Annotated in this window: 19 protein-coding genes; 8 read left to right on the top strand and 11 right to left on the bottom strand. The window is 65.7% G+C overall.

Annotated elements, in window-relative coordinates; translation table 11 throughout:
• The first annotated feature begins 8 nt into the window (after positions 1–8).
• Complete coding sequence (locus N0D28_RS11115; protein WP_260559585.1) at positions 9–473, top strand: OsmC family protein; 465 nt, start codon at positions 9–11, stop codon at positions 471–473.
• Positions 474–621: 148 nt separating this feature from the next.
• The gene (locus N0D28_RS11110; protein ID WP_260559584.1) at positions 622–1,215 is read left to right on the top strand and encodes a TetR/AcrR family transcriptional regulator; all 594 of its coding nucleotides are present in this window, start codon (positions 622–624) and stop codon (positions 1,213–1,215) included.
• 55 nt (positions 1,216–1,270) lie between these two features.
• Here the strand turns inward: N0D28_RS11110 and N0D28_RS11105 are convergent, their stop codons facing one another.
• Together N0D28_RS11105 and N0D28_RS11100 are read right to left on the bottom strand one after the other, a co-directional pair.
• The gene (locus N0D28_RS11105) at positions 1,271–2,080 is read right to left on the bottom strand and encodes an endonuclease III domain-containing protein (protein ID WP_260559583.1); all 810 of its coding nucleotides are present in this window, start codon (positions 2,078–2,080) and stop codon (positions 1,271–1,273) included.
• An 88-nt stretch (positions 2,081–2,168) separates the two neighbouring features.
• Positions 2,169–2,735: a hypothetical protein gene (locus N0D28_RS11100; RefSeq protein ID WP_260559582.1), complete on the bottom strand. Its 567-nt coding sequence runs from the start codon at positions 2,733–2,735 to the stop codon at positions 2,169–2,171.
• 167 nt (positions 2,736–2,902) lie between these two features.
• Between N0D28_RS11100 and N0D28_RS11095 the strand changes: the two genes are divergently transcribed.
• From N0D28_RS11095 to N0D28_RS11085, 3 genes are read left to right on the top strand one after another with little or no spacing between them, the layout of a single operon-like run.
• Positions 2,903–4,018 carry an ATP phosphoribosyltransferase regulatory subunit gene (locus N0D28_RS11095; RefSeq protein ID WP_260559581.1) on the top strand — a complete coding sequence of 372 codons (1,116 nt, stop codon included), beginning with the start codon at positions 2,903–2,905 and terminating at the stop codon, positions 4,016–4,018.
• On the top strand, positions 4,015–4,650 hold the full coding sequence (gene hisG, locus N0D28_RS11090) for an ATP phosphoribosyltransferase (protein ID WP_260559580.1): 636 nt from the start codon (positions 4,015–4,017) through the stop codon (positions 4,648–4,650). The genes N0D28_RS11095 and hisG overlap by 4 nt, the downstream gene beginning before the upstream one ends.
• Positions 4,647–5,432 (top strand): aminoglycoside adenylyltransferase domain-containing protein, encoded by a 786-nt coding sequence (locus tag N0D28_RS11085; protein WP_260559579.1) that lies wholly within the window; start codon positions 4,647–4,649, stop codon positions 5,430–5,432. Before hisG ends, N0D28_RS11085 begins: the two co-directional genes overlap by 4 nt.
• Here the strand turns inward: N0D28_RS11085 and N0D28_RS11080 are convergent.
• Positions 5,413–6,456, bottom strand: coding sequence for an aldo/keto reductase (locus N0D28_RS11080; protein ID WP_260559578.1), 1,044 nt, complete (start codon positions 6,454–6,456; stop codon positions 5,413–5,415). The genes N0D28_RS11085 and N0D28_RS11080 overlap by 20 nt on opposite strands.
• A gap of 179 nt (positions 6,457–6,635) precedes the next feature.
• Here N0D28_RS11080 and N0D28_RS11075 point away from each other — a divergent pair, with 179 nt between their 5' ends.
• Entirely contained in the window at positions 6,636–7,217 is a 582-nt protein-coding gene (locus tag N0D28_RS11075; protein WP_260559577.1) for a hypothetical protein, read from the top strand.
• A gap of 82 nt (positions 7,218–7,299) precedes the next feature.
• On the opposite strand, the gene N0D28_RS11070 is transcribed toward N0D28_RS11075, so the two are convergent.
• Together N0D28_RS11070 and N0D28_RS11065 are read right to left on the bottom strand one after the other, a co-directional pair.
• Positions 7,300–8,406, bottom strand: coding sequence for a tetratricopeptide repeat protein (locus N0D28_RS11070; protein WP_260559576.1), 1,107 nt, complete (start codon positions 8,404–8,406; stop codon positions 7,300–7,302).
• Positions 8,407–8,416: 10 nt separating this feature from the next.
• The gene (locus tag N0D28_RS11065) at positions 8,417–9,679 is read right to left on the bottom strand and encodes an ATP-binding protein (protein ID WP_260559575.1); all 1,263 of its coding nucleotides are present in this window, start codon (positions 9,677–9,679) and stop codon (positions 8,417–8,419) included.
• Positions 9,680–9,780: 101 nt separating this feature from the next.
• On the opposite strand from N0D28_RS11065, the gene N0D28_RS11060 reads away from it, so the two are divergent.
• Positions 9,781–10,623, top strand: a complete 843-nt coding sequence (locus N0D28_RS11060; RefSeq protein WP_260559574.1) for a DegV family protein — start codon at positions 9,781–9,783, stop codon at positions 10,621–10,623.
• Positions 10,624–10,630: 7 nt separating this feature from the next.
• Positions 10,631–11,848, top strand: coding sequence for a serine hydrolase (locus tag N0D28_RS11055; RefSeq protein WP_260559573.1), 1,218 nt, complete (start codon positions 10,631–10,633; stop codon positions 11,846–11,848).
• Between the two features lie 48 nt (positions 11,849–11,896).
• On the opposite strand, the gene N0D28_RS11050 is transcribed toward N0D28_RS11055, so the two are convergent.
• The 6 genes from N0D28_RS11050 to N0D28_RS11025 form a co-directional block, all read right to left on the bottom strand.
• Positions 11,897–13,123: an ABC transporter permease gene (locus N0D28_RS11050; protein ID WP_312846405.1), complete on the bottom strand. Its 1,227-nt coding sequence runs from the start codon at positions 13,121–13,123 to the stop codon at positions 11,897–11,899.
• Positions 13,116–13,874 (bottom strand): ABC transporter ATP-binding protein, encoded by a 759-nt coding sequence (locus N0D28_RS11045; protein WP_260559571.1) that lies wholly within the window; start codon positions 13,872–13,874, stop codon positions 13,116–13,118. Before N0D28_RS11045 ends, N0D28_RS11050 begins: the two co-directional genes overlap by 8 nt.
• Positions 13,874–14,074, bottom strand: a complete 201-nt coding sequence (locus N0D28_RS11040; protein WP_260561885.1) for a helix-turn-helix transcriptional regulator — start codon at positions 14,072–14,074, stop codon at positions 13,874–13,876. The genes N0D28_RS11045 and N0D28_RS11040 overlap by 1 nt, the downstream gene beginning before the upstream one ends.
• A 25-nt stretch (positions 14,075–14,099) precedes the next feature.
• A complete protein-coding gene (locus N0D28_RS11035; RefSeq protein WP_260559570.1) occupies positions 14,100–14,507 on the bottom strand; it encodes a hypothetical protein in 408 nt (135 codons plus the stop codon).
• Positions 14,504–14,941 carry a hypothetical protein gene (locus N0D28_RS11030; protein WP_260559569.1) on the bottom strand — a complete coding sequence of 146 codons (438 nt, stop codon included), beginning with the start codon at positions 14,939–14,941 and terminating at the stop codon, positions 14,504–14,506. Before N0D28_RS11030 ends, N0D28_RS11035 begins: the two co-directional genes overlap by 4 nt.
• A gap of 132 nt (positions 14,942–15,073) precedes the next feature.
• Positions 15,074–15,904 carry a PIG-L deacetylase family protein gene (locus N0D28_RS11025; RefSeq protein WP_260559568.1) on the bottom strand — a complete coding sequence of 277 codons (831 nt, stop codon included), beginning with the start codon at positions 15,902–15,904 and terminating at the stop codon, positions 15,074–15,076.
• Between the last annotated feature and the right edge of the window lie 46 nt (positions 15,905–15,950).

Here is a 15,950-nt window from a genome sequence, read left to right as displayed (position 1 = left end):
CTGAGGCCATGACCGCATCCTCCAAGAGTCCGGCTGAGCTGGCCGCCAAAGTGGTTCCAAACAAGACCATGCAGATTACCTGGCTGGGTGAACAGCGCTACCTGGGCGTGTCGGCCTCAGGTCACCAACTGCTGATCGACAACAGCCCGGTCAAGATCGGGGTCAGTCCGATGGAAGCGCTGCTCGGCGCGCTGGCGACCTGCACCGCCTACGACGTGGTCGAGATCATGAACAAGCGCCGCACGCCGCTGTCGCACTACCGCATCGAGGTGGAGGGCGAGCGGGCGCAGAGCGACCCCAAGCGCTACACCCGCATCACCGTGCGCCACATCGCCGCCGGGGCCGGGGTCAGCGAGGAGCAGTTGGTGCGTGCTGCGGCACTCAGCCACGAGAAATACTGCTCGGTGGCGGCCAGCCTGAGCAGTGAGATCGTGGTGGAGGCCCGGCTCGGGGAGGCTTCCGAGTTGGGCTAATCACCGGGGCATTGCTCTGGCCAACGTGCCGCCAACCTAAACCCGCTGCGCTAAACTGCACCGCAATGAACGGTGTTCGGCTTTTTCGTTTTTCGTTTTTCCGGCGCTTTGTCCGCCGCACCTCTACGGACTCTACGGACGTGGGCGCTTGACCGGCGGCGCGTCCCTGCCTGCCGTCAGCCCGGCCAGCACCCGCGAGCGCCTTCTGTCGGAGGGTGCGCAGCTCTTTGTGGCGCGCGGCTATCACGGCGTGAGCATGCGCGAGGTGGCAGCGGCGGTGGGTGTCACCAAACCGGCCCTCTACCACCACTACGCCGACAAGGAAGCGCTGTTTCTGGCGATTCTCGACGGTGCACTGGCAGGGCTGTCGGGCGTCGTCGAGCGTGCCCGGCAGCCGCGCGAGCTGCGTGGGCAACTCCAGACGCTGATCTACGAACTGCTGATCAGCGCTCCGCAGCAGCGGGTGGGTCTGCAACTCGCCTCCGAACTCAAGCACGTGTCAAGGGAGCGCCGGGCCGACTTCGAACAGCGCTACCGGGCGGTCTGGATGGGCGGCCTGGGCCGCTTGATGGAGGAAGCTGCCGTGCGCGGCGAGCTGAGAAGCGACCTCTCCGGCCCGCTGCTGACGCGGGCGCTGCTGGGGCTGCTGTACCCGCTGGTCAGTGGCCCGCCCGCCCCTGACCCGGACGCGACGGCGCGGGCGCTGGTGAGCTTGTTTCTGGACGGTGCCGGGCAGGGCTGAGTCGCTCAGAAAGACGGTGATCTGCTCGACTCTGAGGTCCTTCGGTTTGCGCTGACTACTCGGCCTTCTGCTTACGACTCCTGCGCCCGCTCGCCGCTTTGTTGACGGCTTCGTTCAGAAATATGCCTGCCGACGGACACAGCCCACTCAGCACACACGCCTCGCAGCGGGGCCGCTGGGCCTTGCAGGTTTCGCGCCCGTGCCGGATGGCAGCCACGTGAAAGGTGTAGCGTGCCTGCCAGGTGCGCGGCAGCACCTCGTCGAACCACTTCTCCACCTTCACCGCGTTCCAGGTGCCGGGCGTGAGTTCCAGCCGCCGACTGATGCGCCAGATGTGGGTGTCCACCGGCATGGCGGGCCGCGCCAGATCGAACAGCAGCACGCACGAGGCGGTTTTCATGCCCACACCTGGCAGGCTCTCCAGCAGGGCGCGTACCTGGGCGTCGTCCATCTCGCGGGTGTCCTTGAGGCTCAGCGTGCCGCGCGTGTTCTCCAGCCGCTCAAGCACCTGAAAGATGTAATGCGACTTGACGCGCGACAGTCCGCCGCCCGCCGCCTTCAGCACCGCCTCGATGCCGTCCGGACCGTCGGCCAGGGCCGCTTCCCAGATCGGGTAGGCCGCCTTGAGCGCGTCGAACTGCCGCCGGGTGATGGCAGCCGTGTTCTGCTGTGAGAGGATGGTGCCGATCAGGCCGTCTGTCGGCTCGGCGGCGCGTCTGGGCACGGGCGGGGTGGGCAGGTAGCGCTCGGCCAGGCGGCGGGCGATTTCTGGCAGGCTGTCCGGTGGGGGAGCCTGCTCGGCCAGCGTGGGGCACGGTTTGGTCGGGCGTGGTGGGGCTGGATGGGAGGGAGCTGGGGCGGGCACGCCTCACGCTAACAAGCTGGCCCGCCAGGATAGGCGCTGCCGGACACGATTGTGGCCGGGTGTGCAGGCTCAATGTTCCGTGCCCGTTCTACCTCGCCCGCAGGTTCGTCACGTTGCCCGCGCCGTCTTTGGCCTGAATGTCGGCGTACTCGCCGCTGGTCTCGGCATAGAACTCGGTGCTGGTGCCGGGGGTGGTGTTGATCACGCTGCCGTCCACCGACACTTGGGCCACGCTGGCGTTGTCGGTCACGACGCCGCTTACCCGGATGACCTTGCCGTCGCGCTCCAAGCTGGTCACCCGGATGACAGGCGGGGTGGTGTCGATTCTCAGCGGCAAATCGAGCGTGGTCTTGTTGCCAGAACTGTCGAGCGCCACCAGGCTGAGGGTGCTGGCGTTGCCCTTGAGGCTGGTCTGGTAGGTAAACGGCGCGATCTTGCTGCCCGCCTTGATCGGCACCTTCTCGCCCTGGACCAGCAGCAGGGCGACGGCGCGGTCATCGAGCACGTAGCCCTTGAGGGTAAAGCTCTTGTTGGCACTGATTGCGCCGCCCTCGGGACTGATGATGATGATGTGCGGCTTGAACTGATCGACCTCGCGGGCGCAGCCGATCAGCAGCAGCGGCAGGGCGGCGAGAAGCAGGGAAGGGCGCAGCATTGAGAAGCACTATAGAGCAGGTGAATGAGGACGCCCGGCCCCGGCGGGGCGGCGCTATCATGCCCGGCGATGCTTTGGACGCTCCGTTTTGATCCTTCACTTTCCTGTGCCCGGCCATGCCAGATGAAACCAGCCCAGATGAAACCAACCCAGATGAGACCGGCCCAGTGACCCTCCCCGAAGGCACCCGCGACGTGCTGCCGCCCGAATGGGCCTGGCGCGAATATCTACGCGCCCAGCTCTCGGGCCACTTCGCCCGGCACGGCTACCGGGGCGTGGACGTGCCGACCCTGGAATTTCAGGACGCCGCGCACCCGCAGGACGCCGCCGCCTTCAAGCTGATCGATGTGGGCGGCTCGGTGCTGGCCCTGCGAAGCGAATTCACCACCGCCATTGTCCAGCTGGCCCGCAGGCGCTTTCCTGAGGGACCGTTTCCGCTGCGGCTGCAATACGCGGGGCGGTTGTGGCTGCGTGCCCAGGCCAGCGAACTCGGTCACCTGCGCGAGTTTACCCAGGTGGGAGCCGAACTGATCGGGGTCCGCAGCCCGCAGGCCGACGCCGAACTGCTGGAGGTGGCCGAGTCGGCGCTGCGGGCCGTCGGCGTGGCCGCGCAACTGGAAGTCGGTCATCCCGGTTTCGTGGACGGCCTGCTGGAAGACGCGGGCATCATCGGCGCGGCGCGCGACGCTCTGCACGACGCGGTGGACCGCAAGAGCGGCCCCGATCTGGCGGCGGGACTCAAGGCGCACAACCTCAATGCCGACCTCGGCCACACCCTGCACGCGGTGATGGACCTCTACGGCGGCCCCGAGGTGCTGGCGATGGCCCGCGCCCTGCCGCTGGGCGCTCGGGCGACGGCGGCGCTGGACGACCTGGCGGCGATTGCCCAGGTGTTCGGCCCCAACAGACTGCTGTTTGACCTCGGCATGAGCCGCCGTTACGGCTATTACAGCGGCTACACCTTCCGGGCCTACGCGGCGGGTCATCCTCAGTCGCTGCTGGGTGGTGGGCGCTACGGCGGGCGGGCGGGCGGGTGGCCGGGCGCGGGCTTCGCGGTGGGTCTGGAGCGGCTGACCGAGGTGGCGGCCCGCCATCTGCCGCCCGAGCGTGAGGCGGTGCTGGCGCTCGACGAGGCCGGGGTGCGCCACGCCCAGGCGCTGGGCTTGGTGGCCGAGCGGGCCTGGACCGATGACGCAGCGGAGTTGCGGCGCTACGCGGCGGCGCGGGGACTCCGGCGGATGGTGCGCGGTGAGTCGTTTTCTTCAGTCGAGGAAGAAGCGTGAATCCTGCGCCCACATTCAACCCGGCGGGGCTGACGCTGGCCCTGCCCAAAGGCCGCATCTTCGAGGAGGCCATTGACCTGCTCGCCCGCGCCGGGTTACCCCTCTACCTGCCCGAAAAGAGCCGCGCCCTGAGATTTGACATGAACGGCGTGCAGGTTCTGGAACTCCGCAATCAGGATGTGCCGGTGTACGTGGACCTGGGGGTGGCCGACGCGGGTGTGGTCGGCAAGGATGTGCTGGCCGAGAGCGGCAGAAGCGTCTACGAACCGGTGGATCTGGGGTTCAGCGCCTGCCGCCTGAGCCTGATCCGCGAGGTGGGAGTCTTGGGGCCGATCAACCGGGTCGCCAGCAAATATCCGCGCCTGACCCGCGAGTATCTGGCCCGCCGGGGTCTGAGCGCCGAAGTCGTCAAGCTCAGCGGCAACATCGAACTCGCCTGCCTCACCGGGCTGGCCGACGCGGTGGTCGATCTGGTGCAGACCGGCAGCACCCTGGTCGCCAACAATCTGGAGGAACGCGAGGTGGTGATGCACTCCACTGCCCGCTTCGTGGTCAACCGCACGGCGCTCAAGCTCAAGCGCGAGATGCTGCGCCCCCTGATCGCGCGGCTGCGGGAATTGACAGAGGCGTGATTCCGGGCGAGGTCACCGCCCTGCTCACCGAGCTTCTGGCCGGGCAACAAGCCGTCCTCGGCGCGAACCTGCTGGGCCTGTATCTGCGCGGCTCGCTCGTCACAGGCGACTTTGACCCGCTGACCAGTGACGTGGACGCGCTGTGCGTCACCGAAACAGCCCTGAGTGCTGCCGAATTGGAAGCGCTGGCGGCGATGCACCTGCGTCTGGCTGCCTCGTCCAACCGTTACGCCCGTGAACTTGAACTCGCGTACTGGCCCCGCGCTGCCGCCCGGCGCTGGACGCCGGATGAGCGCTGGTCGACGCTCTACCGGGGCAGCGGTGTGCTTGAGGCGCAGCCGCACGGCGAAAACTGGGTGCTGGAACGCTGGGCGATGTTGAATGGTGAGAGCACAGTTCATGGCCCGCCGCCAGAAACGCTGTTTGAGCCGGTCAGCGCCGGGCAGGTGCGACGCGCCGTGCTGGGCCGTCTGCGCGACTGGCACGCCTTTGCCACCACGCTGGACGATCCGGGCTGGTCACACCGGGGCCACGCGGCCTACGCCGTGGAAACCATCTGCCGCATGCTGAACACCCTGCAAACCGGCCAACTGGGCAGCAAACCTGCCGCCGTGCGCTGGGCGCTGCTTAACCTGCCCGAACCCTGGCGCGAGCTGGTGGCGCGTTCAGCCGCCTGGAAAAACGACGCTGGAGTTGACCCCGAAACCAACACCGAGGTTCAGGGCTTCACTGTCTGGGCGTCACAGCTCGGAGAAGTTGGAGTCAATCGTTCCAGCCCCTGACGTCTACCCCGCCGAACACCACCTGACGCAATCCCGCCGAGAAGAAGTCCAGCCCCGGTGAGCTGACCGTGTTGAGCGTCTCCAATTGCGGCGGCGTCAGATTGATCTCCAGCGCAGCCAGGTTGTCCTCAAGCTGCGAGACTTTGCTGGCCCCGATGAGTGTGGACGCGATGCCAGGCTGCGCCACTGCCCAGGCCAGCGCCACCTGCGCAGGGGGTCGCCCGATTTCCTCGGCGACGGTGCGCAGGGCGTCCAGAATCTGCCAGTTGCGCTCGGTGAATTTGGTAAACGGTCCCGAAAATGGATTGCTCCCGCTCAGACGGCCCCGCTTGCCGTTGTCCTCGCCCTGCCTGTATTTTCCGGCGAGAAAACCGCCCGCCAGTGGACTCCACGGCACAATACCCAGACCGCCTTCGCGGGCGGCGGGGCGGTGTTCGCCCTCAATCTGGCGGGCCACCAGTGAGTATTCCATCTGCATGGCAACCGGGCCGGGGACGCCCCGCACCTGCGCCAGCGTCGCTGCTTTGATGGCGTACCAGGCGGGCATGTCCGAGAAGCCGAAGTAGCGGACGCGCCCTGAGCGCACCAGATCGCCCAGCGTGTGCAGCACCTCCTCCACGGGCGTCACCATGTCGTAGACGTGCAACCAGTAGAGGTCAACATAATCGGTGCCGAGGCGCTTCAAAGAGCCTTCCAGCGCCCGGTAGATCTGTTTGCGCCCGTTGCCGCCCGCGTGAGGATTGCCTTTCTCGGCGTTGAAGCCGAATTTGGTCGCCAGCACCACCCGGTCACGTGCGCTGCGCCCGGCAATGAGCTGGCCGACGAGTTCCTCACTGCGACCGCCGGAATACACATCGGCAGTGTCAATAAAATTGCCGCCCGCATCCAGGTAAGTGTTAAAAATCTGCTCGGATACGGCGTCGGACGATCCCCAGCTTTGGTTGCCGAAGGTCATGGTACCGAGGGCCAGTGGGCTGACGATCAGTCCACTTCGGCCCAATGTGCGGTAGTCGGTCAGGTTCATGGGTTCTCCTCTAGGGCTGCATTCCTCGAAACCACTTTCCCTTTCGGTGGTTGGTTGGCTCTCAGGGCATCGATCTCGGCCTTCGGCCTGACCAGAATAGACCTGAGCGCCGGCCTTCCTGAGCATTCGTGCGGCTGCTCGGTCAGATCGTCTTCATGAGGGCAAGCTAGCCTGCCGCCATGCGCCGCTCGTCTGCCCTGCTCCCTGCCTTGCTGCTTCCCGCCCTGACGCTGGCCGCCTGCGTCCCCACCCAGAGCCGAGGCCCGGACTACTCGGCGCTATCGGGCAACTATGTGGGCACCGCCAGTCTGGGACCGATTCCCGCGCCGTATCAGTTGCTGCTCAACGTCAACGGACGCACCGGGCGGGCCGACGGTGTGCTGACGCGCACCAGCAACGGCAACGTCTACTCGGCCAGCGGCACCTTCCGTCCCTTCGATGCCAACAGCGGCATGATCGATCTCAAGCTCTTCAGCACCAGCCGCCAGGCCGGAACACTGAGTGCCCGCGTGCAGGGCGACAAGCTTGACGGCTTTCTCAAGACCGGCGTGCTGACCTTCACTGTCAAACTGAGCCGCAGCCGCCCGCCCCAACCCAATCAGACCCAGCCCAACCAGACTGTGCCCGTTTCTGGCAATACGGGCACGCGATCCGTGCCGACGCCGAGCAGCAGCGTCACCGTGGAAACCACCCAGACCGAGACGACCACCTCGGTGCCGGTCTACGTGATTCCCACGCCGGTCACGCCGCCGCATCCCTGAGCGGGCAACAGCAAACAGCGCGCAAACGGTCCTGGCCCGGTTCGCTCAACACTGAATGCTGCTGTCACTGGCGTGGGCAAAATTACTGGGAGCGCCCCCGCACCCTCCGGAAGGCGAGCCAAAGAAAGCTACCGAAAAGAGCGGCCATGATGAGCGCGCCGACGAAGGTGTTGGCGGCCGGTTGAAGCCTGGCAGGCAGACGCCCCACGGTGAGGAGCAGGGCGAAGATGACGGCCCACAAGACCAGATAAAGGACGGACGGACTGCGCCAGCTGAAGTTGTAAACGCGCACCCGCCGGATCTGCGCCCTGGTGTGTGGGCTGAGTTTGCGTACCCGGTAGAGCGTGCGAGCCCAGACGCCCAGCGCCGCAACAGGCACCAGAATCACGGCCTGGGGAATGATCACTACGCGCCAGGCTGGAGAGCGCTGGGAAAACGGAAACGGCAGGTAATCGTGGACCAGCGTTTTGAAATGCTCCTGTGCCCCGGCGTTGGCGGGATCGACCCTGACGGCTGCCAGCGCCGCCGTGAAGGCTTCCTCGGCGCGGCCCCGCCTTAAGCTGACCCGCGAGAGCAGGTGCAGCGCCGGGACGAAGTTTGGATCATTGAGGAGGAGCGTGCGCAGAATCTCCTCGGCTGCCCCGAGTTGCCGGAGGTCCAGCAGCGCCTGGGCCAGAAAAATCTGGGCCATGCGGTGCTGCGGTTCAAGCTGCAAGGCGGCGGTGGCGTGCGCCTGGGCCAGTTTGGGCTGATTCATCATCAGGTGCAGTTGCGAGAGCGAGGCGAGGGCGTCGGCGTTGTCGGGGTCGAGCCTGAGCGCTTCACGCATTGCCGCCAGCGCCGGTTCAGCGGCTTTCCATGCGCCCGACCAACGCCGGAAGCGTCCAAAGGTCAACCCCCGCACTTGGGCGTTCCAGAGTGAGAGGCCCAGGGTCAGGTACGAGTGACTGTCGGTGGGACCAAGGCGAACCGCGCGCTGCGCGGCTTCGAGCGCCTGCGGGTAGTCGTTCAGATCGGCGTAAATCTGGCTGAGCAGTCGCCACAACAGGGCGTCGTCGGGAGTGTGGGCCAGCGCTCTGGTGGTCTCGGCGGCAGCCTCGCGGGGGCGGCCCAGATCCAGCAGCGCCAGAATGCGTGGCCAGGCCTGCTCCGTACTGCTGAGTGTTTCGGGGGCGTCGAATTGGGTCACGGCTCAGGCCTCAGCGCCCGCTCGGTTTGCCGCGCAGGTGTGCCAGCAGGTCGTCGTACTCGCCGTCCTCGTTGGCGAACTGGGCGGCGTTCCTGGCGGTTTCGAACCAGGTGCGGGTGCTGGGCCGCACTTCTTTCAAAGCACGGATGAAGTCGGCCTGGCGAATGGGCCGCACTTTTCCCTGCCGGATGGCGTCCTGCATCGCCAGCTCGGTGGCCGAACTGACCAGATGGCTCAGGTCCGCACCGGAAAACTCCCCGGTTCTGGCGGCGATGGCGGGCAAATCCAGCGCCTCGGTGGGCCGCGAGCGCAGTTCGAGTTCCAGCAGGTGCCGCCGCGCCTCCAGGTCCGGCGGCAAGACCAGCAGGGTGCGGTCGAATCTCCCCGGACGCCTCAGCGCGGGGTCAACGTCCCAGGGGCTGTTGGTGGCGGCCAGCACGAACACGCCCTCGTTGCTGGCCTTGGCTCCGTCCAGCTCTGAGAGCAGTTGCCCCACCACGTTGGCGGCGCTGTGGCGCATTTGAGAACGGCGGCGGCCCAGCGCGTCCACCTCGTCCAGAAACAGCACGCAGGGTGCGCGGCGGCGGGCCAGCGCGAACACGTCACTCAGGTTGCGCTCGCTCTGGCCCAGATACATGTCCAGCACGTCCGACAGGCCCACGTTGATAAATCTGGCGTTCAGCTCACCGGCCACTGCCCGCGCGATAAACGTCTTGCCGCAGCCGGGTGGGCCGTAGAGCAGCAGTCCGCCGCGCAGGGCCGATCCGTACATCTTGAGCAGTTCGGGGTTACGAAGCGGCGCGAGCAGGGCGAGTTCCAGCCGCTGTTTGACTGCCTGCATGCCCGACACATCTGCGAGCGTCACGCGGGGCGTCTGCAAGTCCCAGCGCTGATCGGCGGCGTTTTGCTCGGCAGCGCTGCCGGGTTCCGGTTCGTTCGCCGGATCAGGGAAGACCTCGGCCCGCAGCGGCGTGTTCACAGGCGCGGCCACGCCCTGCGCCGTGCCCTGCACTACGCCGGTCAAGGCGTCGTGGAGGCGGTGGTAGCGCTGGGCGGCGTCGGTTTCGCCCGCCTCGTCGGCGGCCCAGGCGGCCAGGCGGAGCGCCCTCACATTGTCGGGTTCGCGGTTCAGGGCCGCTCGGGCCTGCTCAAGCGCGGCCTCTGCTTTCCCGGCTTGCAGCAGCAGATCGGCCAGGTGCAGACGCAACTCGGGATTGCCGGGGTCCTGCTCGGCGGCGAGTCTGAGGGCCGCGATCACGCTGTCATGCACCATGCCGCCCAGTTTAGAGGGTGACCAGTCTAGAGGGTGCCTGACCTGCTGCTGCTGGCCTCGCCCACTCAGACGCCGCCCCGGCAATCCGCTAAAGTGGAGGAATGATTGCTATTGTGACCGACTCGACGAGCGACCTCTCGGCGGAGTTGAGAGAGCGCCACCACATCATCAGCGTGCCGCTGTACGTCCTGTTTGGCGGTGAGATGCACCGTGACGGCATCGACATCAAGCTCGGTCAGCTCTTCAAGGGGGTCAAGGAAGGCCAGAAAATTCCTTCCACCAGCCAGCCCAGTCCTGCCGAGTTCGCTGCTGTCTACACCGAGGCCCTCAAAACGGCGGACGAGGTGCTGAGCCTGCACATCAGCGGCCAGCTCTCCGGTACGGTGGGCAGTGCCCGGCTGGCGGCCCAGGACTTCGGTGGCAAGGTCACAGTGCTGGATACCCACACCACCAGTATGGCGCTGGGCATGCTGGCGATTCGCGCCGCTGAGATGGCCCAGGCGGGCTGCAGCATGGCCGAAATCGTGGCGACCATAGAGCAGATCAGCGCCAAGGGCTACATCGTCTTTACCGTCGAAACGCTGGAGTTTTTGCGCCGCAACGGGCGGATCGGCGGTGCACAGGCCCTGCTCGGCGGCCTGCTCAACATCAAGCCGATCCTGTCGGTCAAGGGCGGACGGGTGGAATCGTCAGGGCGTGAGCGGGGTCAGAAAAAAGCCACCGCCAACCTGGTCGGTCAGGCCCGCGACTACATCAGCAAATTCGGCCCCTCGCGCTTTGCCTTCGTGATGACGCCCGGCGGTGACAGCAACGTCGCGGAGCTGCGCTCGGGGCTGGTCGGCGCGGACTATGAGGACAGGGGCACGTTTGATTTCGGCGCGGTGGTCGGCACCCATCTCGGGCCGGGCAGCTACGGCATCGTGATGGAACCTCTCAACCCTTAAATCGGTTATGACCCTTAAAGTTGGTCGCTACCTCTTGCTGGTGGGCGCGCTTGGTCTCGGTTACTCGGCGCTGCGCTGGAACGAGGCCCAGTCGGTGGCTTCTACCGCGCCCACCCTCGCCAGCGCCCAGATTCCCGCAACCCCGCTGGGCCGACCTTCTGTCCAATCTGCGGTAGATCAGACGCCGACCAGCCAGACAGCGGCGGAGCCGCCGCTCGCCGGGTGCCCGACGGCTCCGCCCGCCCTAAGAGCGCCACCGCCGCCCGCCGCGCTCAATGGTCAATTGGGGCTGTATGTGGCCGTGATTGATCCGCAAACCTTGCAGCCACTCCGGGCCGTCTCGTATTCGCCTGACAGTGAGTTTCCGCTGGCGAGTACCTACAAACAGGCGGTGCTGTGGGCGCTGCTGCGACAGGTGGATGCGGGCAAGCTCGACCTCAACGAGAAGTTCAGCGTGACCAGGCAAACCCAGAGCCTCGGTGCGTACCCCTTCGATGGCAGCACCGCCCGCCAACTGGCCGAGCGGATGATTCAGTTTTCCGACAACACCGCCACCGATCTGCTACACCGCACCGTCGGCTTGCAGAATGTGCAGAACGTGGCCGATGATCTGGGCCTGTGCCGCACCCGCCTGATTTTGCCGACCAAGGACTGGTGGGCAGCGCAGGCGGGCCTGTCGCAGACCTTCGACGGCACGAAACTGTGGGCCAGCGCCACCGGCAAGAAGCGGGAAGAACTCGCCCAGCTCATCGATGCCGACGCCCAGAAGTACCGGGCCGATTATGTGCAGCGCAAACTCAATGATTATTTCGATCAGCGCTACGACAGCGCCGACGACCTCAAGGTCCACAATTTCAGCACGCCTTATGAACTCGCCACCCTGATCGCCCACGAGTTTTTGCGCTCCGGCCTCAGCCCGCACTCGCAGGACATTCAGCGCAAGCTGATGGCGCTGGGCTTCGGCAAATCGGCCCTGCTGCCCATTCCCATTGCCGAATGGGGCGGCAAGGGCGGCAACGGCTGGAAGATTCTGACCTTCAGTGGTTCCTTCAAGACAAAAGGTGGTGAGCATGTGGTGTACGCCTTCATGCTGCACGGCTCGGCCCAGACCTACACCATGCCGCTGACCCGCCACGCCTTCGCCTGGATTCGCTCGGCGCTGGGTGAGATTCTGGTGGCGGGAGACGGGGGCAAGCCAGTTCAGGCGTCAGCAGTTCAGCCCTGAAACCAGGTGGCTCAGGGCTGAAGCATCACGGGGCTTATTTATTGGCGCTTATTTCTTGAAGGCCACGCCCTCGCGGCCAAACAGTCGGCTGGCGATGAGGGTCAGCAGGGCTGCCAGCAGCACGTTGCCGCCCAGACTCAGCAGCAGGTGGGGGCCGCTCAGGGCACCCTTGACCGTGTCGAGGATGACCAGCATGCTGCCGATCAGCGGCGCGGCATAGATGGCGTTACTGGTTTTGAGGAAATCGGCAAATTGCAGCAGGGTGGCGGGCAAGATGATCAGCAGGGTCAGCGGCGCGATGTAGGTCTGGGCCTCCTTCACCGAGCGGGCAAACAGGGATAAGGTCAGCAGCAGGGCGCTGATCAGCAGGGCCGCCGACGCCGCCGTGATCAGCACCGCGCCCAGCCCGCCGAGGCCCAGCGCCAGCGAGCCGCCGAAGGCCTGCTGGGTGGCGCTCTGCGCCGTGCTCTGCCCAGCAGGTGTGACCAGCAGGGCAATTGGGGCGCTGAGACTCAGGCCCAGCACGCTGAAGCCCGCCGCGATCAGGGCGGTGAGGGTGGTCGCCACCAGTTTGCCCATCAGCAGCGTGGAGCGCGGTGCGGGCGTGGCGAGCAGGGCTTCCAGGGTGCCGCGTTCGCGCTCTCCGGCGGTGGAGTCGGTGGCGGTGGCGGTGGCCCCGGCCAGAATGAACTGGAGCAAAAAGAGCGGGATGATAAAGGCCAGCTGTCCGCTGCCCGCTTCTGCCGCGTTGCTGGCGTCGACGGTGCTGAGGGCAATGGGGGTCAGAAGCGCTGGGCTGAGGTTGAGTTCGGCCAGCTTTTTGCCAACCAGACCTTTGTTGTAGTTTGATACCGCCGACCTGACCTTGCCAGCCGCGCCGCTCTCAGCCTTGAGGTTGCCGACCTTGTAGAACAGTTGCAGCTGGCCGCTGGTTCCCGCCTGGCTGGGCAGCGCCGACTGCACGTTGAGGGCCGCGTCCACGTCTCCGTTTCTCACGGCGGCGGTGGGATCGGTGACGGCAATCAGGCGCACGCCTTTTTCTTCCTTGCTGTCCTGGGTGAGCTGGCTCCTGAGCGCGGGCGGCAACGTGCCGACGACGCCCACCGTCTGCCGGGTCTGGGCCTGGCCGCCGAACAGGGTGCCGAACAGCAGCGGCAGCCCCACTGTGAACAGCGGAATCATGATCAGCGGTACCAGAATGGTGCTGGTCAGGGTGCGCCGGTCTCGCAAGGTGGTCAGCAGTTCCTGCTTGGCGACGGTCCAGACGCTAGCCACGCACAACCCCTTTCTTTTGTGCTGGGAGCAACTTCTGCTCAGACAAGAGCCGGAAGAAGGCCCGCTCCAGATTGCTCTCGCCCGAATCCTGTACCAGTTCGTTCACCGTGCCCACCTTCAGCACTTCGCCGCCGGAAATGACGGCCACCCGGTCACACAGTTCCTCCACCTCGCTCATGACGTGGGTACTGTAAACAATCAGGCGCTCCTGGCTGTGCAGGGCCGTCACCAGATCGAGCAGGGTGCGCCGCGCCAGCACGTCCAGGCCGCTGGCAGCCTCATCGAGCAGCAGCACGGGCGGGTCGTGAACCAGGGCGCGGGCCACCACGATCTTCTGTTTCATGCCGGTGGAAAAGCCGCCCGCCCGGATGTCGAGCAGGTCTTTCAAGTCGAGCTGCTGATTCAGCGTTTCAATGCGCTCCTCGGTGCGCCCGGCGCTCAGGCCGTAGAGCGAGGCGAAATACTTCAACGTCTCTCGCCCGGTCAGGCGGTCATGTAGACCCATTCCGCCGCTGACCAGGCCGATACTGGCCCGCACCTGCTGGGCCTGCCGCACGATATCGAAGCCGTTGACGCTGGCCGAGCCGGAGGTGGGGGAGAGCAGGGTGGCAAGTGTCCGCAGCAACGTGGTCTTGCCCGCGCCGTTGGCCCCCAGCAGCCCGAAGACCTCGCCGCTGCTGGCCTCCAGCGTAACGCTCTTGAGGGCCTGAAAATCGCCGTAAGTCTTGCCGAGCTGGTTGATCTTGAGCATCAAATTGCCGCCTCGTCGCTGAAAATGTCTTCTATCTTCATTCCGAACAGCCGCGCCAGTTTGAAGGCCAGGGGCAAACTCGGATCGTACTTGCCGGTTTCCAGGGCGTTGACCGTTTGCCGTGACACGTCCAGCTTGTCGGCCAGATCAGCCTGGGTCAGGTTGTGCTCGGCCCGCAGCACCTTGATGCGGTTTTTCATCTGGGGCCACACCAGCATGGGCGAGTCATTCATACGCCCCCTTACTGGAGTTGAGCGTGTTGAAGGTGGCGGAGAAGGCCAGCGACCAGGCAGCCGACAGCCAGAACAGGCTGAGCCAGTTAATCTCCAGGCGGCCCAGCAAGCTGAGGGCCAGCAGCAGCAGGAGGCCGGAGGAGAGGGTCAGTCCTGCAACGGCGTGCGCCTTGAGCAGGTTCAGGCGGCTGTATTCGTCGCTGACCCGGTACTGATACCCGGCCAGAAAGAGTTGCAGCGGCAGGAGCAAAAGCGCGTAGCTGCCGCCGACCTGGGCCAGACTCAGCGGCGTGGCGAAGTAGACGGTGATGAACGGGAACGACAGCACGGTGGGCAAGAGAACTTCGAGCCACTGGTAGCGCCTGATTCTGGTGGTGTGGGTTTCACGGGCCTGCATCATGCCTGCCCGCCCTTCGCCAGCACCGCGCCGCGCACCACGGCCGCCGTGTACACCAGCATGCCGAACACGTACACGGCCCATAACGGAATCACGGTGTTGGTAAACGAGGCCACCGCAAAGGCCACCATCACGACCATCATCGTCAGCAGGAAGGCGAAGGCGCAGGCCCGCTCCTGCTGGCGCTGAGCGAACTCGTCCATCTGGCGGTAAGCACGCCACAGCAGGTAGCCCATGCCCACTGGCAGGGTAGAGAGCAGGCCCAGCGACATGCCGTTGAGGAAGCTGTAGGCGCTGCCCTCAGCGCGGGACTTGAGCAGCGCCACGACGATGGCGACGGCAGCGATCAATACGCCGGCGGCTAACATGCTCCACATGCTCTGCCAGACGCGGCGCTCACGGTTGGAGGTTCTGGGTTTTTTCTGCTCGGTCATCATGTCATCTCTCCTTGTCCTGATGTCTAGTTCGCTTGACTTAAAGTAGGCCAAGCGAGACCAAAAGTCAAGCATGGTTGACAGGGAAGAACAAAAAAGCCCCAGCGCAGGGCCGGGGCGATGTGGGGCGAACGATCAGTCGTCCAGTGCCTCAAACCCCTTCAGCCCGTCAAACAGGCCGCGCAGCGGGAAGGTGGGCAGGCTGGTGCGCGTGCCACCAATCGAAAAGCCCTCGCTGCCGAGCATCCGCTTTTCCATCTCGCCGCGCTCCTCCTGCGACATCTGCCCCATGCGGCTGTTCGGGCCGGTCTGTGAACCGTGTGCCACCAGCGCGGCTTTCTTGCGCTCGGCCTGCGCCGACACGTCCATCTTCACGGCGACGGTGCTCTCGCTCACGCCGTAGATGTTGGGGTCGAGGTCTTGCCCCATGCGTGCCAGTCCTTTGGCCGCCTCCACGCCCAGGGCCGTGAAATACATCCGCATCAGCCCGCCGTCCCCGAGATTGCCACTGCTGAAAAAAGCGGCGGCGGCGGCCCGGTGAATAATCAGGTGGTCAATGTGCCCGTAGCCGCCGTGCGGGTCGAAGGTGATCAGGATGTCGGGCTTGGTTGAATCGATCAAATCGCGGATTTTCAGCTCGGCGGCAAACGGGTTGACATTCATCAGCGCCAGTTCGTCGTCGTAACGGGTGCGCTCGTAGCGGCCCGAATCGTGGTAATCCAGAAACACCGGGTCGGGAATGCCCAGCGCGGCGGTGGCCCGCCTGAGTTCGTCCTCGCGGTGCTGGCCGAGATCGGTGATGGTCATGCTGGGGTCAGTGATCTTGCCTGCCTCGCCGCGTGTGGCGCAGGCCAGCACCACCTTCACACCTTTCTGGGCGTAGTGGGCCAGCGTGCCGCCCACGCTGAAAGCTTCGTCGTCGGGGTGGGCGAAGACGGCGAGAATGGTCGGCTGCGTCGGTGTCATGGCTGGGATTCTAACGCGGACGCCCGCTGAGCTGGCCGCATCTGGC

The organism is Deinococcus rubellus (assembly GCF_025244745.1).
In the GTDB taxonomy this organism is placed as follows: Bacteria; Deinococcota; Deinococci; order Deinococcales; family Deinococcaceae; genus Deinococcus; species Deinococcus rubellus.
This window is presented reverse-complemented; position numbering and strand designations above follow the sequence as displayed.